This is a genomic window from Kaistella treverensis (assembly GCF_900114045.1).
GTDB lineage: Bacteria > Bacteroidota > Bacteroidia > Flavobacteriales > Weeksellaceae > Kaistella > Kaistella treverensis.
This window is the reverse complement of sequence record NZ_FORQ01000002.1, coordinates 487,718-511,522: the sequence shown is the minus strand read 5'-3', so window position 1 is coordinate 511,522 and position 23,805 is coordinate 487,718. Positions and strand designations below refer to the sequence as shown.

24 protein-coding genes are annotated in these 23,805 nt (G+C 40.4%); 16 read left to right on the top strand and 8 right to left on the bottom strand.

Annotated elements, in window-relative coordinates; genetic code table 11:
• Positions 1-209: 209 nt before the first annotated feature.
• Positions 210-1,709: a GH3 auxin-responsive promoter family protein gene (locus tag BMZ55_RS07790; protein WP_089819852.1), complete on the top strand. Its 1,500-nt coding sequence runs from the start codon at positions 210-212 to the stop codon at positions 1,707-1,709.
• Positions 1,710-1,713: 4 nt separating this feature from the next.
• Here BMZ55_RS07790 and BMZ55_RS07785 read toward each other — a convergent pair whose 3' ends face one another.
• Positions 1,714-2,052 (bottom strand): DMT family transporter, encoded by a 339-nt coding sequence (locus tag BMZ55_RS07785; RefSeq protein ID WP_089819851.1) that lies wholly within the window; start codon positions 2,050-2,052, stop codon positions 1,714-1,716.
• A gap of 86 nt (positions 2,053-2,138) precedes the next feature.
• Between BMZ55_RS07785 and BMZ55_RS07780 the strand changes: the two genes are divergently transcribed.
• From BMZ55_RS07780 to BMZ55_RS07735, 10 genes are all read left to right on the top strand, one after another.
• On the top strand, positions 2,139-3,377 hold the full coding sequence (locus BMZ55_RS07780) for an MFS transporter (protein WP_089819850.1): 1,239 nt from the start codon (positions 2,139-2,141) through the stop codon (positions 3,375-3,377).
• Positions 3,378-3,601: 224 nt separating this feature from the next.
• Complete coding sequence (gene dnaB, locus BMZ55_RS07775) at positions 3,602-5,191, top strand: replicative DNA helicase (RefSeq protein WP_039340672.1); 1,590 nt, start codon at positions 3,602-3,604, stop codon at positions 5,189-5,191.
• Between the two features lie 2 nt (positions 5,192-5,193).
• Positions 5,194-5,676 carry a ribonuclease HI gene (rnhA, locus tag BMZ55_RS07770; RefSeq protein WP_089819849.1) on the top strand — a complete coding sequence of 161 codons (483 nt, stop codon included), beginning with the start codon at positions 5,194-5,196 and terminating at the stop codon, positions 5,674-5,676.
• A 347-nt stretch (positions 5,677-6,023) separates the two neighbouring features.
• Positions 6,024-6,653, top strand: coding sequence for an NAD(P)H-dependent oxidoreductase (locus BMZ55_RS07765; protein WP_039340678.1), 630 nt, complete (start codon positions 6,024-6,026; stop codon positions 6,651-6,653).
• A 36-nt stretch (positions 6,654-6,689) separates the two neighbouring features.
• Positions 6,690-8,261: an L-aspartate oxidase gene (gene nadB / locus BMZ55_RS07760; protein WP_089819848.1), complete on the top strand. Its 1,572-nt coding sequence runs from the start codon at positions 6,690-6,692 to the stop codon at positions 8,259-8,261.
• A 355-nt stretch (positions 8,262-8,616) separates the two neighbouring features.
• Entirely contained in the window at positions 8,617-9,477 is an 861-nt protein-coding gene (gene nadC / locus BMZ55_RS07755; protein WP_089819847.1) for a carboxylating nicotinate-nucleotide diphosphorylase, read from the top strand.
• A 215-nt stretch (positions 9,478-9,692) separates the two neighbouring features.
• Positions 9,693-12,197: a TonB-dependent receptor gene (locus BMZ55_RS07750; RefSeq protein WP_089819846.1), complete on the top strand. Its 2,505-nt coding sequence runs from the start codon at positions 9,693-9,695 to the stop codon at positions 12,195-12,197.
• 78 nt (positions 12,198-12,275) lie between these two features.
• Complete coding sequence (locus BMZ55_RS07745) at positions 12,276-12,722, top strand: hypothetical protein (protein WP_089819845.1); 447 nt, start codon at positions 12,276-12,278, stop codon at positions 12,720-12,722.
• 24 nt (positions 12,723-12,746) lie between these two features.
• Positions 12,747-13,739 (top strand): aspartate-semialdehyde dehydrogenase, encoded by a 993-nt coding sequence (locus BMZ55_RS07740; protein ID WP_089819844.1) that lies wholly within the window; start codon positions 12,747-12,749, stop codon positions 13,737-13,739.
• Between the two features lie 76 nt (positions 13,740-13,815).
• Positions 13,816-14,856 carry a cation diffusion facilitator family transporter gene (locus BMZ55_RS07735; protein ID WP_089819843.1) on the top strand — a complete coding sequence of 347 codons (1,041 nt, stop codon included), beginning with the start codon at positions 13,816-13,818 and terminating at the stop codon, positions 14,854-14,856.
• Here BMZ55_RS07735 and BMZ55_RS07730 read toward each other — a convergent pair.
• Positions 14,807-15,244, bottom strand: a complete 438-nt coding sequence (locus BMZ55_RS07730; RefSeq protein WP_233701920.1) for an exosortase F system-associated membrane protein — start codon at positions 15,242-15,244, stop codon at positions 14,807-14,809. The genes BMZ55_RS07735 and BMZ55_RS07730 overlap by 50 nt on opposite strands.
• The gene (gene xrtF, locus BMZ55_RS07725; protein ID WP_089819841.1) at positions 15,231-15,773 is read right to left on the bottom strand and encodes an exosortase family protein XrtF; all 543 of its coding nucleotides are present in this window, start codon (positions 15,771-15,773) and stop codon (positions 15,231-15,233) included. Before xrtF ends, BMZ55_RS07730 begins: the two co-directional genes overlap by 14 nt.
• A 52-nt stretch (positions 15,774-15,825) precedes the next feature.
• Between xrtF and BMZ55_RS07720 the strand changes: the two genes are divergently transcribed.
• From BMZ55_RS07720 to BMZ55_RS07700, 5 genes are all read left to right on the top strand, one after another.
• Positions 15,826-16,848: an aminoglycoside phosphotransferase family protein gene (locus BMZ55_RS07720; RefSeq protein WP_089819840.1), complete on the top strand. Its 1,023-nt coding sequence runs from the start codon at positions 15,826-15,828 to the stop codon at positions 16,846-16,848.
• A 40-nt stretch (positions 16,849-16,888) separates the two neighbouring features.
• Positions 16,889-17,302 carry a RapZ C-terminal domain-containing protein gene (locus BMZ55_RS07715; protein WP_089819839.1) on the top strand — a complete coding sequence of 138 codons (414 nt, stop codon included), beginning with the start codon at positions 16,889-16,891 and terminating at the stop codon, positions 17,300-17,302.
• Positions 17,299-18,012: a nucleotidyltransferase family protein gene (locus tag BMZ55_RS07710; protein ID WP_089819838.1), complete on the top strand. Its 714-nt coding sequence runs from the start codon at positions 17,299-17,301 to the stop codon at positions 18,010-18,012. Before BMZ55_RS07715 ends, BMZ55_RS07710 begins: the two co-directional genes overlap by 4 nt.
• 108 nt (positions 18,013-18,120) lie before the next feature.
• The gene (locus BMZ55_RS07705) at positions 18,121-18,771 is read left to right on the top strand and encodes an LOG family protein (RefSeq protein WP_394332635.1); all 651 of its coding nucleotides are present in this window, start codon (positions 18,121-18,123) and stop codon (positions 18,769-18,771) included.
• 40 nt (positions 18,772-18,811) lie between these two features.
• The gene (locus tag BMZ55_RS07700) at positions 18,812-19,282 is read left to right on the top strand and encodes a DUF6702 family protein (protein WP_089819836.1); all 471 of its coding nucleotides are present in this window, start codon (positions 18,812-18,814) and stop codon (positions 19,280-19,282) included.
• A gap of 75 nt (positions 19,283-19,357) precedes the next feature.
• On the opposite strand, the gene BMZ55_RS07695 is transcribed toward BMZ55_RS07700, so the two are convergent.
• The 5 genes from BMZ55_RS07695 to BMZ55_RS07670 form a co-directional block, all read right to left on the bottom strand.
• A complete protein-coding gene (locus tag BMZ55_RS07695) occupies positions 19,358-19,687 on the bottom strand; it encodes a metal-sulfur cluster assembly factor (RefSeq protein ID WP_089819835.1) in 330 nt (109 codons plus the stop codon).
• On the bottom strand, positions 19,684-20,949 hold the full coding sequence (locus tag BMZ55_RS07690; RefSeq protein ID WP_089819834.1) for a hypothetical protein: 1,266 nt from the start codon (positions 20,947-20,949) through the stop codon (positions 19,684-19,686). The genes BMZ55_RS07695 and BMZ55_RS07690 overlap by 4 nt, the downstream gene beginning before the upstream one ends.
• Positions 20,950-21,783 carry a DUF2249 domain-containing protein gene (locus tag BMZ55_RS07685; protein ID WP_089819833.1) on the bottom strand — a complete coding sequence of 278 codons (834 nt, stop codon included), beginning with the start codon at positions 21,781-21,783 and terminating at the stop codon, positions 20,950-20,952.
• A 108-nt stretch (positions 21,784-21,891) separates the two neighbouring features.
• A complete protein-coding gene (gene ric / locus BMZ55_RS07680; RefSeq protein WP_221404025.1) occupies positions 21,892-23,094 on the bottom strand; it encodes an iron-sulfur cluster repair di-iron protein in 1,203 nt (400 codons plus the stop codon).
• Positions 23,095-23,147: 53 nt separating this feature from the next.
• On the bottom strand, positions 23,148-23,582 hold the full coding sequence (locus BMZ55_RS07670; protein ID WP_089819832.1) for an RrF2 family transcriptional regulator: 435 nt from the start codon (positions 23,580-23,582) through the stop codon (positions 23,148-23,150).
• Positions 23,583-23,805 lie beyond the last annotated feature (223 nt).

Sequence of the window (23,805 nt, the reverse complement as noted above, 5' to 3'; positions counted from 1 at the left end):
ATATTTTTTGCCGCTTTTCTGGCATTTTTTTCCAGATTTTCTTTAGAAAAACTTTTTCCGAATTTTTTGGCTGCTTTCTGGTATTTTTTTCCTTTTCCTTTTTCCTTTTTCCTTCTCTCTTCTTTGTTCTTTCTTCTTTTCTCGATTTAAATTCCCGCGGAAACACTGAATATTTTCAACCGTTTTATATTTTGGTTTAAATTTGTGCTATGCTAAATTTTCTGAAGAAAAATATCGCCCTTATTTGGGCAAAAAATCACGTAAAAGGCACCAAAACTTTTAAAGAAAATTCCATTGAAGATCAGCAAAAACTGTTGCTTTCTTTAGTTAAAACCGCGGAAAAAACTTTGTTTGGCCGTCATCACCACTTCGAAGACATCAAATACATCGAAGATTTTCAGGAGAAAGTTCCCGTCGCCGATTACGAAGAACTGAAACCTTACATCGAAAAAGTAAAAAAGGGCCAGCGCGATATTTTGTGGACGGGAACACCGGAATATTTTGCGAAAACCTCCGGCACAACGTCGGGCGCGAAATACATTCCGATTTCTAAAGAAGGAATGCCCTATCAACTTGCTGCCGCTCAAAGCGCTATTTTTCATTATATCGCACAGAAAAATAATGCTGATTTTGTAGCGGGAAAAATGATTTTCCTGCAAGGAAGTCCGGAACTTGAAGAAATTTACGGCGTAAAAACCGGGCGACTTTCCGGAATTGTGGCGCACCACATTCCTTCTTATTTACAGAAAAACCGTTTACCAAGTCTGGAAACAAACCTCATCGAAGATTGGGAAACCAAAGTTGATGCGATTGTAAAGGAAACCGAAAAAGAAAACATGACGTTGATTTCCGGCATACCGCCGTGGCTCATTATGTATTTTGAAAAATTAATCGAAAGAAACGGCAAGAAAATCACGGAGCTTTTCCCGAATCTTCAGCTCATCATCACCGGCGGCGTGAATTATGAGCCATATCGCGAAAAAATGACCGAATTGCTCGGAAAAAATGTCGATACGCTGCAGACATTTCCGGCAAGTGAAGGATTTTTTGCTTTTCAGGATGATTTTGAAAAAGAAGGACTTTTATTGCTCACCAATCACGGGATTTTTTATGAATTTATTCCGTTGGAAGAGTTTGGAAAACAAAATGCGCGAAGGTTAACTTTAAAGGATGTTGAACTTCACAAAGATTACGCTTTAATTTTAACGACCAATTCCGGATTGTGGGCGTATTCCATCGGCGATGTGGTGAGGTTTATTTCAAAAAATCCGTACAGGATTTTGGTTTCGGGGCGGACGAAACATTTCACTTCTGCTTTTGGTGAACACGTGATCGCGTTTGAAGTTGAGGAAGCTTTAAAAGCCACCGTTGAAAAAATGCCTGCGCAAATTACGGAGTTTCACCTGGCGCCGCAAGTAAATCCAACAGAAGGTTTGCCGTACCACGAATGGTTTATCGAATTTGAAAAAGAACCGGCTGATTTGGCAAATTTTCGCGATTTTCTGGATGGTGAAATGCGGAAACGAAACACCTATTATGATGATTTAATTTCCGGCAAAATTTTGCAGCCTTTAATCATCACCAACTTGAAAAAAAATGCTTTTCAGGATTACGCCAAATCTGAAGGAAAATTAGGTGGACAGAACAAAATTCCAAGATTGGCAAATGACAGAAAAATCGGCGATTTCCTAGGAAAATTTAAAAAATAACTTTTCAGTTCGAAACTGCTTTTAAACCTACAACCGACGCAATTAAGGTGAAAACAAAAAACATCCGCCAGAAAGTAATTGGTTCATTAAAAAGCAAAATTCCGGTAAAAACAGCACCTACAGCGCCAATTCCAGTCCAGACAGCGTAGGCCGTCCCGATGGGAAGCGGTTGCGAGCCAACCGAAATCGCTTTGTAAAGCAGAAACATACTCAGAAACAGCGAAACCGCAAAACCCAACCACCAGAAATAGCTTTCTTTTCCTGTAGTTTCCTGTGCTTTTCCGAGGCACAGCGCAAATCCGGTTTCGAATAATCCGCCGATAATGAGTAAAATCCAGTTCATGCGTCAAAGGTAAATTTTTAATTTAATTTTAAAAAATCCTGCCTTTTAGCCGGTAAAATTTCATGCTGAAAATCTAATTTTGCGCCATGATTTCACTTCAACCTCTGCATACCTTAAAAATCCCCGAATTCCGCAACCTCATGTCAGGTCGCTTTTTTTTGGTTTTATCTTTCCGAATGCTGGCAACACTCATGGGTTGGTGGATTTACAAGTTAACAAACGATCCATTTGCCATCGGTTTGATTGGTTTGTCGGAAGTTATTCCTGCACTTTCCACGGCTTTGTACGCCGGTCATGTCATCGATAATTCTGAAAAGAAAAAACTGCTGCTTATCTGCAATTACGCCTACGTTTTCCTCATCGGTTTGCTCGCCATTCCCGCGTTTTTTGGCAGCAGTTTCATGCATCTCACCAATCTGCAGATTTCTTACTTCATTTACGCCATTATTTTCTGCACGGGTTTTTGCCGCGCATTTATCGGACCGATTGTCCCAGCGATGATCCCGAAAATCGTGACCCGAGAAAAACTTCCAAACGCCATTACCTTAAACCAGGCAACTTTTCTTACCGCATCTGTCTCTGGGCACGCACTGGGCGGCTTTTTAATTCATTGGGTTAATATTTCCGGCACCATTTTAGTCATTGTCGGTGTCATGATTTTCGCCTCGATGTTCTTTTGGTTTCTGAAACAGCATCCTTCCGAAAACAGCGACAGAACGCTTGGCGTGGTAAAAAGTATGAAAGAAGGTCTGGCATATATTTACAAAACCAAAGAAATTTTGGGCGCACTATGTCTTGATATGTTCGCGGTACTTTTCGGCGGCGCTGTGGCAATGATTCCCGTATTTGCAACCGATATTTTAAAAGTCGGTTCCGAAGGTTTCGGTTTGCTCAATGCCGCTTCCGACATCGGTTCGATGTGCATCATAATGACTTTAGCTTTCGTTCCGCTCACCAAAAATCAAGGCAAAATATTACTGGTGGCGGTCGCCGGTTTCGGTCTCTGCATCATCGGTTTTGGCTTGTCGAAATTGTACTGGCTTTCCTTCTTCCTGCTCGTCGCGAGCGGAATGTTGGATGGTATTTCGGTCGTCATCCGCGGCACCATCGTACAACTGAAAACGCCGGATCATATCCGCGGCAGGGTTTTAAGTGTAAATTCCATTTTCATCATGTCGAGTAATGAAATGGGACAGTTCGAAAGTGGCGTTGCGGCGAAACTTTTCGGCGTGGTGCGCTCGGTGGTTTTTGGCGGTACGATGACGGTTTTAATTGCAATTTTGGTGGGAACCACCGTTCCGAAACTCCGAAAAATGAACTATTAAATTTTTTAGGAGCAACAAGATTTTCGCTTCTTACAAATTTCCGACCGGCTCTTCATTGCTCCCGAAATTTCAGTATCCATTGCGATCCGGGCTAGAATGAAAACCAGTCTCCTTCCGACTTATCAACACTTTAGCTTATTGAGCATCAGCACATTAATTATAATAAGCTGATGAATGTTGATTAATTCTTCGCCTTAAAACACTAAAAAAACTATCTTTGTCCCATGACCCAGAAGGAAACTTTATCATCGCTAATCCACGGGAATTTTGCTAAAGAACTCTCGATTTCCGACGGCAAAATGCCGCCGAACGCCATCGAATTCGAGAAACTCGTCATCGGTACATTTCTTATTGACAAAAAAGGTCTCGACTACTCGATTGACTTGCTGACGCCGGAGGTTTTTTACGATCCGCGGCACCAGGAAATTTTTCGTGCTATAGTGCGACTTTTTGAAGGAAATCATCCGGTGGATTTAATGACCGTAATCCAGGAACTGAAAAAAACTGAAAAATTGGCTTTTGCGGGCGGCGATCATTATATCATCGATTTAACAATGGGTGTTTCATCCAGCGCGCATATCGAATATCACGTGCGTGTAATTCTGGAAAAATTCATCCTTCGAAGCCTCATCAATGTTTCCGCTAACGTTATCGATAGTTCATATAAAGAATCGACCGACGTTTTCGAACTTCTGGACAAAGCCGAACAGTCATTTTTCGAAATCACCAACGGAACCATCAAAAAAGGTTTCGACACTGCGAATACTTTGGTTACGCAGGCTATTGAAACCATCAAAGCTTTAAAAGATAAAGAAGGTATTTCCGGAATTCCGTCAGGATTTAAAGATATTGACAAAGAAACAGGTGGCTGGCAAAACTCAGATTTAATTATCATCGCCGCGCGTCCGGCGATGGGTAAAACCGCATTTTTGCTCTCCATGGCAAGGAATATTGCTGTTGAACACAATGTGCCGTTGGCTTTGTTTTCACTTGAGATGGCATCAGTTCAGCTGATTACCAGAATGATTGCCTCCGAAACCGGAATCTCTTCGGAAAAACTTCGCAAAGGACAAATGTCTGATGAAGAATGGCAAAGATTGTTCTCCAACGTTTCGGCGTTAGAAAACGCTCCTTTATATATCGATGAAACACCGTCACTTTCCGTTTTTGATTTCCGTGCGAAATGCCGAAGACTTGTGATGCAGCACGGCGTGAAAATCATCATGGTGGATTATCTTCAGCTGATGACCGCCAATTCTGGAAAAGGTGGCGCAGGAAACCGTGAACAGGAAATCGCTATGATCTCACGTTCCTTAAAAGCGATTGCTAAAGAATTGAACGTTCCTGTAATTGCGCTTTCGCAGCTTTCGCGAAGTGTGGAAACGCGTCCGGGAAAAAGACCGATGCTTTCCGACCTTCGGGAATCCGGTGCGATCGAGCAGGATGCGGATATCGTTTCTTTTATTTTCCGTCCGGAATATTATAAAATCTCGACCTGGGACAATGACGAAGACGGAGCGGAATCTTCTACGGAAAATCAGGCAGAACTGATTATCGCAAAACACCGGAACGGTGCAACTGCCGACGTAAGAATGTCTTTCTACAAAAACATCGCGAAATTCGCCGATCTGGATTTATTTGGCGGCGGATATGGTTATGAATCTTCTAATTTCGGACAGCAAGACGCGCCGAGCGGTTTTGAAAAAATTAAAACCACCATCGATCCAGGCGCAGCTTTCGATATTAGCGACAATAAAAATCTTTCGGGTTCGTCCATGAACGACCTTGACGACGACGACGATTTTCAGTTTTAGAAATGAGCCTTAAAATCGAGATTTTTACCGACGGCGCCTGTAGCGGGAATCCGGGAAAAGGTGGCTACGGCATCGTCATGAAAGTTCCTGAAAAAAACTACGAAAAACGCTATTCCGCAGGTTTTCGCCTTACGACTAACAACCGCATGGAACTTCTGGCGGTGATTGTGGCGCTGGAAAAACTGAAATCCACCGAAAACGACATTCACATTTACACCGACAGCAAATATGTTTCAGATGCCATCAACCAGAAATGGATTTTCGGCTGGATAAAAAAAGGTTTTAAAAACGTAAAAAACCCCGATTTATGGCGGAGAATTGTGCCGCTTTTAAAAGCGCATAATCCAACATTTCACTGGGTAAAAGGCCACGCCGGGCATCCGGAAAACGAAATCTGTGACCAGCTTGCGGTAAAAGCTGCGCAAAAAAAACCTTTAGCAACCGATGAATTTTTCGAGGCACAAAAAAGCGGCGGATTGTTTTAAAAAAATTCGGTGTTTTAGCGGCAAATTTTTTGGGATTTGATGAATTAAATATTCGTGCGTTCGTTGCATTTTTTAATTATCTAAAATTTTAGCGGTTTTATTGGGAAATTTTTCGGTTTTGAACAAACCAAGATATTCGTGCATTCGTGAATTTTTAATTATCTAAAATCTTCCGGTTTTATTGGCAGATTTTTCAATTTTGAATAAACCAAGATATTCGTGCATTCGTGGCGTTTTTTAAATTTCAAAAATTTTAGCGGTTCTATTGGCACTTTTTTCTCTTTTGCAAATCGGTTGCGTGAACAGTTCCGTCAAAATCTTTCAGCGCATTTAATTATCTTTGTTCAATGAATTACCTGGATGCATTGCAAAAAAGATATTCGGTAAAGAAATTCGACCCCGAAAAAACAGTTTCTGCCGACGCGCTTTACCAGATTCTGGAAGCTGCCAGACTTTCCGCGAGTTCGCTTGGTTTGCAGCCGTACAAAATCATCATCGCGCAAAGCGCGGAAATCAAAGAAAAACTGATTCCGGCTTTTTACAATCCGTCCCAAATTTCCACGTGTTCCCATTTAATCGCGATTGTTTCGAAAAACAAAATTGGGAATGAATATATCGGCGATTATTTCAAGCATATTTCCGCGACCAGAGAAATTCCGGTAGAAAATTTAAATCCCTTCCGCCAAAGCATCGACAGTCACATGAACCGTTTGTCGCCCGAAGAAATTATGGTTTGGGCCGAAAAACAATGCTATATTGTTTTGGGAAACCTGATGTTTGCCGCGGCGCTGGAAAATGTAGATACTTGCCCGATGGAAGGTTTTCGGCAGGAAATCATCGACCAGATTTTAGGTTTAGATCCTGAAAATGAAAAAGTTGCGGTGACGTTAGCTTTAGGTTACCGTTCGCAGGAAGACACTCATCAAACCTTAAAAAAAGTGCGGAAACCCACGGAAAAACTCTTTAAATTTTTGTAATTAAATTTACAGTCAACAAACGCCTGAATAAACTCAATGATAAAAGCAGATGTACTCGTCATCGGATCCGGAATTTCCGGTCTTTCCTACGCCATAAAAGTTTCTGAAAAAATGCCCGAAGCCAAAATCATCATCGTTACCAAAGGCGATGAAGACGAAAGCAACACGAAATACGCGCAAGGCGGTTTAGCAGTTGTAACGGATTTTGACAACGACGGTTTCCAGAAGCACATCGACGATACGATGCGTGCAGGCGACGGCGAAAATAACCTGGAAGTGGTGAAAATGGTCATCGAAAAAGGTCCGGAGCGTTTCAAGGAGCTGGTAGAATGGGGAACCAATTTCGATAAGAAAGACGGAAATCTAATGCTTGGCAGAGAAGGAGGCCACACGGAAAACCGAATTGTTCACCACAAAGATATTACCGGAAAAGAAATTGAACGCGCGCTGCTTGTAACGGCGAATAAATCGCCTAATATTGAGATTTTGCCGCATCATTACGTCATCGATCTGATCACGCAGCACCATGTTCCAGGAAAAATTTTCGATCTGAATAAAATCGACTGCTACGGCGCTTATATTCTTGACGAGAAAAATAAAAAAATTAAGAAAATAACGGCGAAAATTACTTTGGTTGCCACTGGCGGCGCGGGACACGTTTATAAAAACACGACCAACCCTATTATTGCGACCGGCGACGGAATTGCCTTTGTGCACCGTGCACGCGGTAAAATTTCGAACATGCAATATTACCAGTTTCACCCCACGGCGCTGTATTCCAAAAGAGATGGAATGCTTTTCCTGATTTCCGAAGCGGTGCGTGGCGACGGCGCAAAACTACGGACGAAAGATGGTGAAAAATTCATGCAGAAATACGACGAACGTGAAGAATTAGCCTCGCGGGATATTGTGGCGCGCGCCATTGATAACGAGCTGAAAATATCCGGTGATGATTATGTAGGTTTGGATTGCCGCGACATGGACCGCGAGAAATTTATCGAGCATTTCCCGAATATTTATGAAAAATGTCTGGACGAAGGAATTGATCCGTTCGAACAGCTGATTCCGGTGGTTCCAGCGTGCCATTATTTAATGGGCGGAATTGAAACTGATATGAACGGACAAAGTTCCATTAAAAATCTTTTCGCCGTGGGCGAATGCACGAATTCGGGATTGCACGGCGCGAACCGGCTTGCCTCAAATTCGCTTTTGGAAGGATTGGTTTTTGGCCATAATGCTGCGATAAAAACCGTGGAATTGCTAACGGTGAATGACTTTAATTTCGATGATTTAAAAGCCGTACCGGAATGGAATGAAGAAGGAATGAAAATGATGGACGAAATGGTGATGGTAAGTTACCTGCGTCGCCAATTACAGGAAATGATGAGTGACCTGGTGAGCATTGTACGCAGCAACGACCGACTCGCCCTAGCGAAGAAAAAACAGCAGGAAATTTTCGAAGCGGTGACGGAACTGTATAACTACTCGATTTTGTCGCCGAAACTTTCGGAGCTGAGGAACTTGACCAATATTTCGTATTTGATTATCAAACATTCGCTGATGATGAAAGAAAATAAAGGCGCATTTTTTAATAAAGATTTTGTGTAAAAATATGCTGCTAAATGTGCAATTCTTCGTAAAAAAATTGCCACGAATGCACGAATTTTAAATGAAATGCGATTTCAACAAAAACCAAGAAAAATGGCTGTAGAGCAGCTAAAATTTTTTAGGATGGAATGCCACGAATGCACGAATTTCATTACTAATAATTGAAAAATAATGGCTGTTATAAAGGCGAATTTTTGTGGATTGAAGATGCCATGAATGCTCGAATTTCATTACCAATAATTAAAAAATATGCTGTTAAAGCGGCAGATTTTTTCGATTTGGCTTCATTAAAAATAAAAGTGGGAAACCATTAATTATAAAAATATAAAACGGAACTTTTTCTAAAAATCTAAAAATGAAAAAACCAAAATACGTGACCAAAGAAGTTTTAAAAAATTTCATTAAAAATGCTTTGGAAGAAGATATTCAGGAGGGCGACCATTCTACATTGGCAACGATTCCGAAAGATTTACAGCAAAAAGCAAAATTACTGGTAAAACAGGACTGTATTTTGGCGGGTGTGGAACTGGCGGAAATTATTTTCCAACAGTTTGATAAAAACCTGAAAGTTGAAGTTTTGCTGAAAGACGGCGCATCAGCAAAAGTTGGCGACATCGCTTTTTATGTAACCGGAAGTGCACGCTCCATTCTTTCTACGGAGCGTTTTGTTTTGAACTGTATGCAACGCATGAGTGGCATCGCAACGCTTACGCACGACTGGGATTCGCGCCTTTTGGGGACGAAAACAAAATTACTCGATACGCGAAAAACCACTCCGAATTTCCGCATCTGCGAAAAATGGGCGGTGGCAATTGGCGGCGGCACGAACCACCGTTACGGTTTGTATGACATGATTATGCTGAAAGATAACCACATTGATTATAACGGAAGCATTACAAAAGCTGTAAAAATGGCCAAAGAATACACCGAAAAAATAAAAAAACCGCTGAAAATTGAGGTAGAAACCAGAAATCTGGAAGAGGTGGAAGAAGCTTTAAATGCCGGTGCTGACCGTATTTTACTCGACAACATGGACGTTCAGATGATGAAAGACGCAGTGAAAATGGTAAATGGCAAATGCGAAACAGAAGCTTCGGGCGGAATTACGCGGAATATGCTGAAAGAAATTGCGGCAACAGGCGTTGATTATATTTCTGCGGGAGCGCTTACCCATTCTGCGGAAAACATCGATTTGAGTTTGAAGGCATCAAAATAAAATGCAAAAAATGGTCGTTTTAGGGGAAAATTTTAAGAAAAATGAAATTAAAATTAGAAATTTATGAGCGGGTATTAATTTTTAACAGTTTGATTCTATGATTAATAGGGGATTTCTGACAATATTTTAAAATTTAACATTTTGTTAATGTGTGTTAATAAATTTTAGCATATTTTTGCGCAATAAAAATCTAATTTAATTTTTAATAAAAAAAGATGAATTTCAGACCTGTGAAAAAATCAATGCTAACGGTAGTACTTACGCTATCAACAGCCAGTGTTTATTATGCACAAACTGCGAGAGACACTGTTAGTAGAGAAAAAGACATTGAGCAAGTTGTATTAACTGGCGTTGCTGACATCGCGAAAGACAGAAAAACTCCGGTTGCTGTTTCAACCATCAAGGAAGCGCAGATTATCGATAAGCTGGGAAATCAAGAATTCCCGGAGATCCTTAACACTACTCCATCTGTATACGCTACCAAAGGTGGTGGTGGATTCGGAGATTCCAGAATCAACGTGAGAGGTTTCGATCAAAGAAACACTGCGGTAATGATCAATGGTGTTCCTGTAAACGATATGGAAGGTGGTGCTGTATACTGGTCAAACTGGGCGGGATTATCTGATGTAACTTCTGCAATGCAGGTTCAGAGAGGTCTTGGCTCATCTAAATTAGCAATTGCTTCTGTAGGTGGTACCATCAACGTACTTACAAGAGCAGCGGACAAAAAAAGACAGGGAAATGTAACGCTTGGTGTTGGTAACGACGGATATAACAAGCAGTTATTCTCGTATAACACCGGAAAAGGTGAAAGCGGTTGGGCTACATCATTCTTAATGAGTAGAACTGAAGGTAATATGTATGCGGACGGAACGGAATTCGAAGGGTACAACTATTATTTAGCTGTAGGTTATCAACCTAATGCAAAACATGATTTGCAATTTACAATCACTGGTGCGCCACAGGTTCACAACCAAAGATCTTTCCAGTCAACCATTAACGATCACATCAAATATGGTGGAACTGAGGACGAACCAAACAGAAGATTTAACCAAAACTGGGGATATTTAAACGGTGAAGAGTATTCTATGACCAGAAACTATTACCACAAACCGGTAATGTCATTAAACTGGGACTGGAAAATTACTGAGGCTACTACATTAAATTCTGTAGCTTACGCTTCTTTCGGTAGAGGTGGTGGTACAGGTGACGCTGGTAGAATCAACGGTGTATTTTACAACAACTTACCAAGAACTGCAGACGGTCTTGTAAGATTTGACGATATCGTTAGCTGGAACAGAGGAGGTGTAGTTGCAGACTTCGGTGCTGTAAACAAAACTCCGGGAATGGCTAGCAGCAGCAACGGAATTATCAGAAGATCTTCTATCAACTCTCATAACTGGTTAGGACTTATCACCAGCTTGAATCATAAGATTAATGACAACTTAAGTGCAACTGTTGGTTTAGACGGTCGTACTTACGAAGGAATCCACTACAGAATTGTAACAGATTTCTTAGGTAACAACTCTTACACAGATACAAGCAACATCAATAACAAACCAAACGTAATTACCAACGCGTTTACTACAAACCCTACCTGGAACCCGTTCGGTGGTAAAACCAACGACATCAAAGACCAGTTAGCTTACAGTAACGATGGTATCGTAAACTGGTTAGGTGGTTTCGGACAATTGGAGTATACCAACGATGCACTTTCTGCATTCGTTCAGGGTTCAGTTTCCAACCAGGCTTTCCAAAGAATTGATTATATGCTTTATGCACCAAACGAGCAAAAAAGTGAAAAAGTTGATTTAGTTGGTTTCAATGTAAAAGGTGGAGCGAATTATAACATCGATGAAAATCACAATGTTTTTGTTAATGGTGGATATTACGAAAGACAACCTTTCTTCGGAGCTGTTTTCTTAAACAACAGAAATGACGTTAATCCATCTTTAACTAACGAAAAAATTACTTCTTTCGAAGTTGGTTACGGTTACCGTTCAGGTATTTTCAATGCGAACTTAAACCTTTACAACACTTCTTGGGATGATATCTACAGAAGACTTACCACGAGAGGGAAACTTAACGGTGTAGATGTAACAGGTGTTGCAAACGTTTTAGGAATTAAAGAAATCCACAGAGGTATTGAATTAGATTTCAACGTGAAACCAGCACAATTCGTGACTGTAAACGGTATGTTCTCTGTAGGAGACTGGTTCTTCGAAGGTAGCCCATCAGCATCTTTCGTTGAAGATCAAACAAACACTGTGATTCAGGAAGGAACTCTTGCTTTGGATGGTCTTAAAGTTGGTGATGCTGCACAGCTAACTGCTGCTTTAGGTGCTGATTTCAAAGTTACAGACTGGTTAAACTTCGATGCACAATACCGTTATGCTGACAAACTTTATTCAGCTTTCGAACCTTCATCACGTTTAATCACAGCTTCAAAACCTACTCCATCTGATCCAGCGGTAGAATTACCATCTTATGGATTGCTAGACCTAGGTGCTGGCGCAAGATTTAAACTAAATGACACTCAGTCTTTCAAACTAAGATTCAATGTGAACAATGTTTTAGATAAAACATATATCGCTGAATCCAGAACAAATAAAGCTGCTGATGCTAACTCCGCAAACAATTGGAATGGCATTAACAAAGCAAACGAGGTATTCTTCGGATTCGGAAGAACCTGGAATGCTTCTGTAAGTTTCCTTTTCTAAGAAATTGATACTACAAACCCTTAAATCCCGACGTTTTCGTCGGGATTTTTTTTATCTTTGCCGTTAACAAAATATACTATGGATACATTTAAAATTATTACTGAAGCACACAAAGGTTTTGCTTACTTAATTTTGCTTGCAGGCATTATTTTCGTCGTAGCGTTATTGGTTACCATGTTCGGTTATTCGGGCAAAATCAGCAAATTGTTGCGCAAATCTACCTTGTTTACGATGATTCTCTTTCACATCCAACTGATCGTGGGGATTTTAATGCTGGTATTTTCACCGGGATTAAAAGGAGCTTTAGAAACGGGAACTTTAATGAGCAATGCTGCAGCGCGCTTTTCCTATGTGGAGCACCCGGTATCGATGCTGATTGGTGTGGTGCTGATGACCTTCATTAATAAATACATGAAATCCAACGAAACGCTTGCAATGAAAATTGTAATTATGGGCGTAATCGCTTTTGCACTGTTTGCATATGCTTTCCCGTGGGCACGCGTTTTCCCTTCATTTTTTGCATAACATTTAAAACAACAGATATTCTTAATGAAAATAGCAGTAGTAGGCGCCACCGGAATGGTGGGACAAATCATGCTAAAAGTTTTAGAGGAAAGAAATTTTCCCGTTACGGAACTCATTCCCGTTGCTTCTGAAAAGTCGGTGGGCAAAAAAATCATATTTAAAGGCCAGGAGACCGAAATCGTTTCGATGGAAGACGCGATAAACCGAAAGCCAGCAATCGCGCTATTTTCCGCAGGCGGAAACACTTCTCTGGAATTTGCTCCAAAGTTTGCTGAGGCCGGAACTATCGTCATCGATAATTCTTCTGCGTGGCGCATGGAAGCTGATAAAAAATTAGTAGTTCCAGAAATCAACGCGGATGTTTTGACGAAGGACGACAAAATCATTGCAAATCCAAACTGCTCTACTATTCAGCTGGTAATGGTTTTACATCCATTAAACAAAAATTTCGGGCTGAAACGGGTAATTATTTCAACTTATCAATCGGTGACCGGAACCGGAAAAAATGCTGTGGATCAGCTAAATGCAGAAATTAGGGGTGATAAGCAGGTAAAAAAAGTTTATCACTACGACATCTTCAAAAACGCTTTGCCACAATGCGACGTTTTCGCCGATGACGACTACACCAAAGAAGAAATAAAACTGATGACTGAACCTAAGAAAATCTTGGGTGATGACAGCTTTAATATCTCAGCAACTGCTGTGCGAGTCCCCGTTCAGGGCGGACATTCTGAAAGTGTAAATATTGAATTTGAAAACGAATTTGATCTGGATGAAATCCGAAATATTCTTTCAAATACACCGGGTGTTGTGGTTTTGGATGATGTGAAAAACAACATCTATCCGATGCCTTTATATTCCGAAGGAAAAGATGAGGTTTTTGTAGGCAGAATCCGTCGTGATTTGTCTCAGCCAAAAACTTTAAACCTTTGGATTGTCGCAGATAATCTCCGAAAAGGCGCTGCGACCAATGCGGTGCAGATCGCAGAATATCTCCTTAAAAACGACTTAGTTTAAACCAAATGCTCACAATATGTGAGCATTTTTTTTGTATTAGATGCGTCGAACATTAATAATAGCTTAATAAAACCCCATGTCTGAAAATAAAAATCATTCACAGAACAATTTCACTTTCCAGCGGAATGTCGCCATCGTTGGTATTGCGCTTTTTTTAGGAAAGTTACTGGCGTGGCATTTCACCAATTCCGATGCAGTGTTCTCGGACGCCATGGAAAGTATTGTGAATATTATCGCTGCTTTTATGGGCTTATATTCGCTGTATCTCGCCGCAAAACCGAAAGATATTGACCATCCGTATGGTCACGGAAAGGTGGAATTTGTAACTTCGGGAGTTGAAGGAGCCTTGATTATTTTTGCGGGCATTATCATCATTGTCCAGGCGGTAGACTCGCTTTTACATGGTAACATTCCCAAACAGCTTGATTGGGGAATCGCGATCGTGGCAGCTACAGCAATCATCAATTATTTGATGGGACATATTTCCTTCAAAAAAGGTGTGCGCGAAAACTCTTTGGTTTTACAAAGTTCCGGAACGCATTTGAAAAGCGACACTTTAACGACTTTCGGTGTTGTTATCAGTTTGATTTTAGTTCAAATCACCAAACTGTATTGGATTGATGCCGTGGTCGCTTTTCTCTTCGGCGCTTATATTATGTATGTCGGCTATCAGATTATTCGAAAATCTTTAAGCGGAATCATGGATGAAGCTGATGAAGACATGCTGAAAAGACTTGCAAAATTTTTAGATGACCGCCGGTTACCACAATGGACCGATCTTCACAATGTCCGGATTCAGCAACACGGGAGCGGCCTGCACATCGACGCTCATTTGACCATGCCGTGGTATTACGAACTCCGGCGGGCGCATCAGGAAATGGAAGATATGTACAAATTAATTGGTGAAAGTCACGACCGCGCAATCGAATTCAATTTTCACCTCGACGATTGTAAACCTATTTCGTGTGCAATTTGTGCTTTATTCAGCTGTCCGGTTCGCGAGCAGGCTTTCGTTGGACAAGTGGAATGGAACGTAAATACAATTACTCAGGAGAATAAGCACACCGTTAATGATTTGCCTTCGTCGTATGTAAACGGTAATAAAAAAGCGGAATAATCAGCAATAAAATCAGCGGCTGAATGACGAATCTTCTCATATAAAATGAGAAAAGATAACCGACTTCAAAGTGCGTGTAAATGCAGTAAAGGTAAATGGGAAATGTAATCAGAAATACAACTGTAATTAAAACGGCAGCTTGCAGCGTCCATCTTTTGCTGTTGAAAATAAGGTGAACAATTGCAGTTGATAAAGCTAAATTCAAAAAAAACCTGAAAATATAGCCGAAAATCAGCGGACTCCATTCAAAAGCCGGGAAAGTCGCATGTTCATTTGCGATGTGAAAAAATGCCTGAAACGGATCGTAAAAAAGTTGGTCTTCGAACATTCTCACTGCGATTAGTCCGAAAACGCACAGCGCCACCAAAAACCATTTAAGCAGTTTCATCCGGAACTTCATTTATCGCGAAAAATTTAATCCAAATTAACCAAAGAATCACCACACTTCCATAAATAATCGCAGGAAATAAATAGTCGTGCCCGATTTTGGAATATTGCGGCATTTCAACCAAAAGAATATTCAGCCCCACAATGCGCAGAACATTCATGATATGGAGCGCTACCAAGGAAACGGCCACAAAAACAAAAGTTTTATAACCTTTGTAAAAAGCAAAAATAAAGGAGAGGAAAAGTATCATCACCGAAATCGCATTACAGCCTTCCACCATTCGCGAGACGTACTGTCCGCTCACGTAAAACCAGGTCGTTTCCTCTTCAGGTTTTCCGGGAACCATTTCAGATGAATAACCGAAAGAATTTTGGATAAAATCAACCTGTTTCATCACCCAAGTCGAAAACGGGTCCAGCCCGGCATTTTGGTATTGATTTAGGTACAGCTGGTACAGCAAAACCGTCACCACATAAATGGCGACGAACCGCAGAAGAACTCCCAGAACCGGTTTAAAATCACTGAACATTACGGCAAATATACTGCTTTCTAAAATAGGATTTTTCCTATATTTGTAACATATGACCATCACAGAAGCTCAGTCTTTTCTTGAAAATTTTTTAGGCGCTAAAACGGGCAATTTTTACCTTTTAGAACAAAGTGGTTCGGCGCGACGAAATTTCATCGGAACAAAAGATGACCATAAATACGTGGTGACCTACAATGAAAATTTGGCTGAAAACGAGGCTTTTTTTTATTTTTCATCACTTTTCTCTGAACTTGATTTAAATACGCCCAAAATTTTAAAAATTTCGGAAGACCGAAAATTGTACATTCAGCAGTTTGTCGGAAAAGAGACTTTATCCGAAATTATCGCTGCAGAAGGGCAAACAGATCGTGTCGAAAAACTTGTTAAAAGCGCGCTTTTTCGTTTAGCTGAAACACAAAAAAAGACCCAAAATGCCGTGAATTTTTCTAAAACTTTCGAGTACAAAGAATACGGTGAGCTCGCCATTACCAACGATTTATTTTATTTCAAAAGTTTCGTCGCCGATGTGTTGGAACTTCCTTATCACAAATCCAGTTTACTTCAGGAGTTTAAAAACCTCATCCAAAAAATAGAAAAACTAGAGCCGCGCGGAATTATGATCCGGGATTTTCAGGCAAGAAATATTATGGTGAATGAGCGCGATGAAGTTTTTTTCATCGATTATCAGTCGGCGATGGAAGGTCCGCTGATGTACGATGTAATTTCCTTTCTTTTCCAGGCAAAAGCAAATTTTTCCGCAGAATTTAAGGCAAAAATGCTCGAATATTATTATTTGCTTTGGGACGACGAGGTGAAAAAATCTCAATTAAAAAATTCGCTGGAATATCTGCAATTAATTCGGTTTTTACAGGTTTTGGGCGCCTATGGATTCCGTGGTTTAATTCAAAGAAAATCGCATTTTATGGAAAGCTTAAATCAGGGAATTTCAAACCTTCAAAATTTCTCCAAATCGTGGCAAGAAATGCATAAATATCCGGAGCTTTTAAAGTTAATTCGATCACTAAAAGCGCCAGAAACACAATTAAAAATCAAAAATATGCTTTCAAAAGCTTGAAATTTTTAAGCTTGACTCTGAAAGTCTACAAAAAATTATAATGAGTTTAAAAATCGAAATACACAGTTTTTCCTATAAAAAAGGCGGAATTCCGAAGGATTATTCCGGTAACGGTGGCGGCTTCGCTTTTGACTGTCGCGGCGTTTTAAATCCGGGACGGTTGGAAGAATTTAAAGCACAAACCGGCTGCGACATCGGCGTTCAGGAATTTCTGAAAAAAAGCACAAAAATGCCGGAATTTTTAGAAGCGGTGAAAAACATCATTTCCATTAATATTGAAAATTATCTGTCGCGCGGTTTTGAAAATCTTCAGATAAATTTTGGCTGTACCGGTGGCCAACACCGTTCGGTTTACGCCGCTGAAAAAACTGCTGAATTTATCCGCGAAAAATATCCGGAAGCCAGCGTTTCGATCAATCACGACGAACAGCCGCAGTTGAATACAGTTTCATGAAAGCGCTGATTTTTGCAGCCGGAAAAGGCACGCGCCTGAAACCTTTTACCGACAACCATCCGAAAGCGCTGGCGCCCGTGAACGGTGTTCCCTTGCTGGAAAGAAATATAAAATATCTGCAAAGTTATGGCATCAATGATTTTGTCATCAATATTCATCATTTTGGTGACCAAATCCGAACTTTTCTTCAGGAAAATAATAATTTCAATGCCAGGATTGAGCTTTCTGATGAGAAAGATCAGCTGCTGGAAACCGGCGGCGGTTTGCTTTTTGCTCAGAAATTTTTAGACGGCGGCGAAGATTTTCTGATTATGAATGCGGATATTTTAACCGATCTGGATTTGAATTTATTTATAAAATATCATCAGGAAAAGAAAGATTTTGCTACTTTAGCCGTATCAGACCGTAAAAGTTCCCGAAAACTGCTCTTCAGCCCGGAAATGATTCTGAAAGGCTGGCTAAATGTAGAAAGTGGCGAGCAGCGTTTGGCGGAATTCAATAAGGGTTTTAAGCCTTTGGCTTTCAGCGGAATTCACTGTGTAAAGCCGCAGATCTTCCGCAAAATAAAAAGACGCGGAAAATTTTCGATTATGGAGGAATATCTAGATTTGATGATGACGGAATCGATTTTCGGATACGAACACAACGCCCATATTGTAGATGTTGGTAAACCGGAATCTATTGCGGCGGCTGAAAAAATTTTTATATAAATGAGCAAAATAAAAAGAGGCAAAGGCACCACGAAGGAAGCGAGCGGCAGTCTTCTGGAAATTGATCAGCGAATACAGAATTCATTCAAGGAAAAAACCTGGGATGAAATGGTAACCAAAGACAGCTGGATGGTTTTCAAAGTAATGGCGGAGTTTGTGGACGGCTACGAGAAAATGGCGAAAATTGGTCCCTGCGTTTCTATTTTTGGCTCAGCACGTTTAAAAGAAGGCGACAAATACTACGATCTTGCTGTAGAAATTGCTGAAAAAATTACCGATATCGGTTTTGGAATTATCACCGGCGGCGGCCCCGGAATTATGGAGGCCGGAAACCGCGGTGCGAGAAAAGGTGGCGGAAAATCCATCGGACTGAATATTGATTTGCCTTTTGAGCAACATTTTAATCCGTTCATCGACAAAGGTTTAAGCATTGATTTCGATTACTTTTTCGTTCGCAAAGTGATGTTTGTAAAATATTCTCAGGGTTTTGTCGTGATGCCGGGTGGTTTTGGTACATTGGATGAGTTGATGGAGGCGATGACTTTAATTCAAACCAATAAAATCGGGCGCTTCCCGATCGTAATGGTCGGATCTAAATTTTGGGCCGGGTTATTCGAATGGTTTAAAGACACTTTGCTGGAAAACGGAATGATTTCTCCGGAAGATTTGAACCTGTATCGCGTTGTAGATACGGCCGATGAAGCGGTAAGTCATATTAAAGCTTTTTACGATAAATACTCGGTCAACGTTAATTTTTAGTTGGCACCATATTTGAGAATACCCAGTAACAAATTAAGAGATGAAAAAATTTTTATTCAGTATATTAATTTTTGCATCGATGCTGATGATGAGTTTTGCGGCGGCAGAATTTTATTCCTCGATGACAAAAGTAGATTATGTAGAAGGGAGCAAAACCTTGAAGTTTACGACAAAAATGAATACTGCACATATATCAGACGCTATTAAGATCAACCCAAATACCGCAGGTTTTGAAGCAGAAGTAAAGAAATACGTCAACAACAATTTCGATTTATATGTAGACGGTAGTGTGCGCACACTCACATTTACCGGAAGTCAGGTGAACGGCGAATCAGTTTGGGTGTATTTTGAAGCAAACGGAATAGCAAATTTTAGCACAGTAAGAATTAAAAACACCATTTTACTGGCAACTTTTCCGAAACAGTTTAACCTCGTAAATATCGCTTACAAAGGCAACCAGAAAACAATGAATTTTCAACGTGGTAAAGAAGTAAATGAAGTCAGTTTTTAATTAAATTCTCAAAAAATAAAAAAAAAGCCGTTTTGAAAAAAAACGGCTTTTTTGTGCCTAATTTTTTCTTAATTTTTAGCGATTGTTCAGCTGCTGCATGCCTTCGGAAGAAACCATGTCATAATTCCAGGCGGGCTCGAAAGTCAGGTCGATTTCGATTTCAAAACCCGGAAATTCTGTTTCCAAAGAATTTTTCACGCCAGTTTGTATGGCTTCGCCCATCGGGCAGGACGGCGTGGTCAGCGTCATCGTTACAAGCAGGTGTTTGCCCTCTTTAAATTCAATATCGTAAACGAGACCTAAATCCATGATGTTTACCATTAATTCAGGATCGATAACTTTGTACAGCGCCATTTCTGCGCGTGATATATTGTTATAATTTTCGTCGGTAGGATCTAAAATCATTGCGTTTGTTTTTTCGTGTGTAAAATTAGTTTAAAGACATTTACATTATAAAGCACGGCGACTACACACCAAAGCACGGCGCCAGACCGAATTACCGGAACTGATTCTAAAATAATTCCCGTAGCAAATACCAGAAAAGCGGCAATAAAAATACGGAATTGCCACACGGTGAGTTTTTCGCTGTACAAATCTTTTGGCAAAGGCACTTTTACTTTTCCAGAAAGGTTTTTATAATGGTCGTTCCAAATGATAAACGGTAAAGTTTTGAAGGTTTTTCCTAAAATAATGCTCGTAATCCAGCCCATAAAAATCAATGTCCCGTACAGCATTGCCCAGCGGTAACCTTCCGCAAAATAAACGGCAGGAATCAGCAAAACTGCTATAATTAAAGCCAAAAAAGAAAGGAAAGAATGCTTCATCAGCAGTTCTACTCTTTTTCTCAGTCGGTTTTTATAATTGTCATACAGAAAGAGCAGCCAAAAAATAATTCCCACAAACGTGATTAAAGCATAGATTAAAACTCTTGAGGTAACACCTATAAAATAACCATCTGCTAAAAACAGAATAAGTCCGGCATTTTGAAAAATAAAGGCATATTTGAGCAAATTTTCCTTTTTTGACTTTCCGAGCAAAAACATAGGCACCAATTTCGAGCTCACGCCCGTAATCAGCTGTAAAAACCAACCTGCAAAACCTACGTGCGCGTGAAGCTTTAAAATTTCTAAATGGCTGACATTAAAAAACGAAAATTTTAAATTGATCGCCAAAAGCAAACCCATCACCACCGTGAAAAGCAGCCAAATCGCGGAACTCAAAACATATAATTTCTGGATGCTGTATTTTGTGCAGATTTTTGTCGTTTTCCAGACATTGAAGAGATATAGAATTACAGAAAAAACGATCAAACTACCGCCAAAAATCATGACCCAGCCAACGGTAAGTTTCCAGAAATGCGTCGTCAGCAAAACCATTCCTAAAGTCAGCGTGTACCAGACAAAAGCAGCTAATTTTTCGCTGTATAAATCCTGTTCACAAATCACAGGCAAAAGTTGATGCGCAGCGCCAAAAATCACCATCGTTCCCCAGCCCAAAGCCGCGACATGAACTATGGTTAAAAGATGTGGCGTGAAATAATGTTTCGTAAAAGTTTCCGGCGTGAAAAGCATCAGCAGACACAACACCAAAAACATTACCGCGCCGGTGGCATAAAAAGGCAATACAGCGCCATTTCCGGGTGCTTTTCCGATATTAATGTGTGCCATTTATTTTTTAAAAATCAGCATTTTTACGTCGCCTTCCGCCTTGTTATATATATGAACTTCATAACTTTTATCCGCCAGTTCTTCTAACAAATATACGGGAACTCTTTTGTGATTGATGTAGAGCGCGTGACCGTGAGGCAATTCCTCAAGTTCAGAAAGAATAAGCTGCATCGGTCCGGGCATTTCCAGCTCGCGGACATCGATTTTTTTAGTTGTTTCAGCGGCAAATTTTTCGCAAACAGCTTTGAAACTTTCTTCAGTATCCATCACCAGTTTTTCATCAGCAGTTACGGTAGAAACCGCTGCTTCTTTTTCTTTTTTAAGGAAATAAGTACGAAATTCTTTTTCGCTTACATTTTCCACGAAAGTCGCTTCCGCTTTTTCCTGTTTAAGCAAATGAATTAATGGCGTGGGAACAAAATTATTAATGACACACAGGATTCTTCCAGGTTCCACTTCTTTGAAACGGTGTAAAATTTCTTTTAAAGGATCAGCGCCATTATCGATGATTGGCCGAACATCGAAATTATCAATTTGGTCTGATGCGGCATCGATAAGCCAGTTTGGTTTTGCCTCAACTTCGCTCTCTGAAAGAGTGACATTTTCATCACCAAAAGTAAATCCGAGCGGACTTAAAACCCGCTTAAATTCCGCCACCGTGGTGCCGCCCATTTTCGCAGCTTCTGCAATGGTAACGCGTGACGCCATGATCTTTCTCAGAATTGGGTTTTTAAGTTTTTCCAACGGTTTCGCTAAAGACGCAATCGCATCTACACTTTTGGAGTTTTCTTTTATGAGTTCCGAAATCTTGGTTTTCGGTGTTACATATGCCATTTTTTTGATTTTAATTAGACCATCAAATCAGGTGACCTCAGCTTTAAAAAAAAAGCGGCTGCAGAATTCAGACATTGCACCATCAGGTTTATCTGCAGCCGCACGACATCAATTCAATTTTGCCAGTTCGGCATCCATTTGCAGTGCTTTCGGAAATAAAATATTATTTTCGAGGTGAATATGAGCTTTGAAATCATTTTCAAATTCCTGCATTTTCTGGAACAAATAGCGGTAAGAATTACAGGCACCTTCCGGAAGCGTGTAATTATCGGTTAATTTACGGAAGAAATTCAAATCTTCATTCGCGATTTCATGTTCTTTTACAAGCAAGGAAATTGGTTCGTTCAAAGAACCGATTCTATAATTCGTTTCGCTTTCCGAATTTTTGGTTTTTGCCACAATCTGCTTGATAACGGGGAATAAAACCTCTTCTTCTTTCACAATATGATCCAGCAAATCCTGTAGGAAGTGATAGGTAATTGTTGCCAAACGGTTCAGTTCCGGGTGACCGTCACCGTGATGTTCCGCAACTTTTATGGCCATGTCGTTCAGGTTTTCCGCATTTTCTTTTACGTATCTGTGGTGTGTGTTCACGATATAATCCGCCAGGAAATCCAGTTCCCATTTGTCATAGTCAAAGCTCGGTGCAGGTGGCGTTTTGGAAACTTCGGTCAAAGCGCTGCGCAGTTCATCTTCAGAAATCCCAGCTTCGGCGCTGGCTTTTTTTACGGTTTTATCGCCGCCGCAGCTAAAATCAATACCTTTTGATTTTAAAAGCTCTGCTTTTCTAATATCTTTCGCCGCGATGGAACCTACGGTTTCTTCACCCGTTTCGCTTACCGGATTTTTAGCGATTTTCACTTCGTAAACTTCCGGACCTTTTTCAAGATATTCCCAGGTAAAAATATCGCCTCTTTCAGCCAATAATTCGTAATACAAAGGTTTTGGGTCGTGGTCATTTTCAATGATGAAACTTTCGCCGGCTTTCAGCGCGTCAAACCATTTGAAAATTGTTGGATGTTTAAATTTGGGTTCAATGGTTGTTACAACCAGTCTTTCAATTGCCTTTTGCGTTTCCAAAGGGTTTTTGCAGATTCTTACAATGAACCATTCCGGTCCTTTTTCCAGATATTCCCAGGTAAAAATGTTTCCTCTTTCACCGATCAGTTCGTAATACAAAGGTTTCGGGTCGTGGTCGTTTTCTATTACGAATTCTTCGCCCGGTTGTAGCGCATCGAAATATTTAAAGATGGTCGGATGTTTCAGTCTAGGTTCAATCTGTGTAACATCCAAAGTTTCTACTGTTGCCATTTTAATGATAGTTTAGCGTTGTTTATTTGTGGTTAAAATGCTGTTTTTTAAAATTAACCCCGCCGAAGCTGGAGTTCATCGGTGTGATGCTCATTCCGGAACTGGTCCAAAGTCGTTTTGCCGTAAATGTCATACAGCTGGTCACGCGCTTCTTTGTAGGTGTTATGAATGGGGCACGGATTGGTTTCGGAACAATACGCCAGGCCAAGTCCGCAGCCATGAAACATTTTATCGCCATCAATGGCGGTGATGATGTCTGCGAGCGAAATATTGGCGTGTTCCTGTGTGATAAAAAATCCGCCATACCGGCCTTTCACCGATTGCAAATAACCCTGGCGGCTAAGATTTTGCAGGATTTTACCGATGAATATTTCGGGGGAATTTATTTTATCCGAGACTTCCTTGATATTCACCGTAGAACCGTCCCAGGACTGTTGCGCGATGTAGATCATCGCTCGCAAGGCATATTCGCAGGTTTTTGATAACATAATTAAGCAGTTTCAGAGTACAAAGATAAAAAACTTTTTCTAATTCGGACTTTTTTATCTTATTTAAATTTGAAATTTGAAACTTCAGAATTTGAGAATTCAAAACTTGGAAATTTTGAGAATTTGAGAATTAGGATATGTGGTGATGCGATGGTCTGTTGATGTGACAAAACGAAAAAATTACCTGCTTTAACCGCATATTTTTCTTTTTTCAAATTCATCA

Coding starts and splice junctions, on each gene's coding strand:
- BMZ55_RS07790 (WP_089819852.1), top strand. CDS start 210: ATGCTAAATTTTCTGAAGAAAAATATCGCCCTTATTTGGGCAAAAAAT.
- BMZ55_RS07785 (WP_089819851.1), bottom strand. CDS start 2,052: ATGAACTGGATTTTACTCATTATCGGCGGATTATTCGAAACCGGATTT.
- BMZ55_RS07780 (WP_089819850.1), top strand. CDS start 2,139: ATGATTTCACTTCAACCTCTGCATACCTTAAAAATCCCCGAATTCCGC.
- dnaB (WP_039340672.1), top strand. CDS start 3,602: ATGACCCAGAAGGAAACTTTATCATCGCTAATCCACGGGAATTTTGCT.
- rnhA (WP_089819849.1), top strand. CDS start 5,194: ATGAGCCTTAAAATCGAGATTTTTACCGACGGCGCCTGTAGCGGGAAT.
- BMZ55_RS07765 (WP_039340678.1), top strand. CDS start 6,024: ATGAATTACCTGGATGCATTGCAAAAAAGATATTCGGTAAAGAAATTC.
- nadB (WP_089819848.1), top strand. CDS start 6,690: ATGATAAAAGCAGATGTACTCGTCATCGGATCCGGAATTTCCGGTCTT.
- nadC (WP_089819847.1), top strand. CDS start 8,617: ATGAAAAAACCAAAATACGTGACCAAAGAAGTTTTAAAAAATTTCATT.
- BMZ55_RS07750 (WP_089819846.1), top strand. CDS start 9,693: ATGAATTTCAGACCTGTGAAAAAATCAATGCTAACGGTAGTACTTACG.
- BMZ55_RS07745 (WP_089819845.1), top strand. CDS start 12,276: ATGGATACATTTAAAATTATTACTGAAGCACACAAAGGTTTTGCTTAC.
- BMZ55_RS07740 (WP_089819844.1), top strand. CDS start 12,747: ATGAAAATAGCAGTAGTAGGCGCCACCGGAATGGTGGGACAAATCATG.
- BMZ55_RS07735 (WP_089819843.1), top strand. CDS start 13,816: ATGTCTGAAAATAAAAATCATTCACAGAACAATTTCACTTTCCAGCGG.
- BMZ55_RS07730 (WP_233701920.1), bottom strand. CDS start 15,244: ATGAAACTGCTTAAATGGTTTTTGGTGGCGCTGTGCGTTTTCGGACTA.
- xrtF (WP_089819841.1), bottom strand. CDS start 15,773: ATGTTCAGTGATTTTAAACCGGTTCTGGGAGTTCTTCTGCGGTTCGTC.
- BMZ55_RS07720 (WP_089819840.1), top strand. CDS start 15,826: ATGACCATCACAGAAGCTCAGTCTTTTCTTGAAAATTTTTTAGGCGCT.
- BMZ55_RS07715 (WP_089819839.1), top strand. CDS start 16,889: ATGAGTTTAAAAATCGAAATACACAGTTTTTCCTATAAAAAAGGCGGA.
- BMZ55_RS07710 (WP_089819838.1), top strand. CDS start 17,299: ATGAAAGCGCTGATTTTTGCAGCCGGAAAAGGCACGCGCCTGAAACCT.
- BMZ55_RS07705 (WP_394332635.1), top strand. CDS start 18,121: ATGGTAACCAAAGACAGCTGGATGGTTTTCAAAGTAATGGCGGAGTTT.
- BMZ55_RS07700 (WP_089819836.1), top strand. CDS start 18,812: ATGAAAAAATTTTTATTCAGTATATTAATTTTTGCATCGATGCTGATG.
- BMZ55_RS07695 (WP_089819835.1), bottom strand. CDS start 19,687: ATGATTTTAGATCCTACCGACGAAAATTATAACAATATATCACGCGCA.
- BMZ55_RS07690 (WP_089819834.1), bottom strand. CDS start 20,949: ATGGCACACATTAATATCGGAAAAGCACCCGGAAATGGCGCTGTATTG.
- BMZ55_RS07685 (WP_089819833.1), bottom strand. CDS start 21,783: ATGGCATATGTAACACCGAAAACCAAGATTTCGGAACTCATAAAAGAA.
- ric (WP_221404025.1), bottom strand. CDS start 23,094: ATGGCAACAGTAGAAACTTTGGATGTTACACAGATTGAACCTAGACTG.
- BMZ55_RS07670 (WP_089819832.1), bottom strand. CDS start 23,582: ATGTTATCAAAAACCTGCGAATATGCCTTGCGAGCGATGATCTACATC.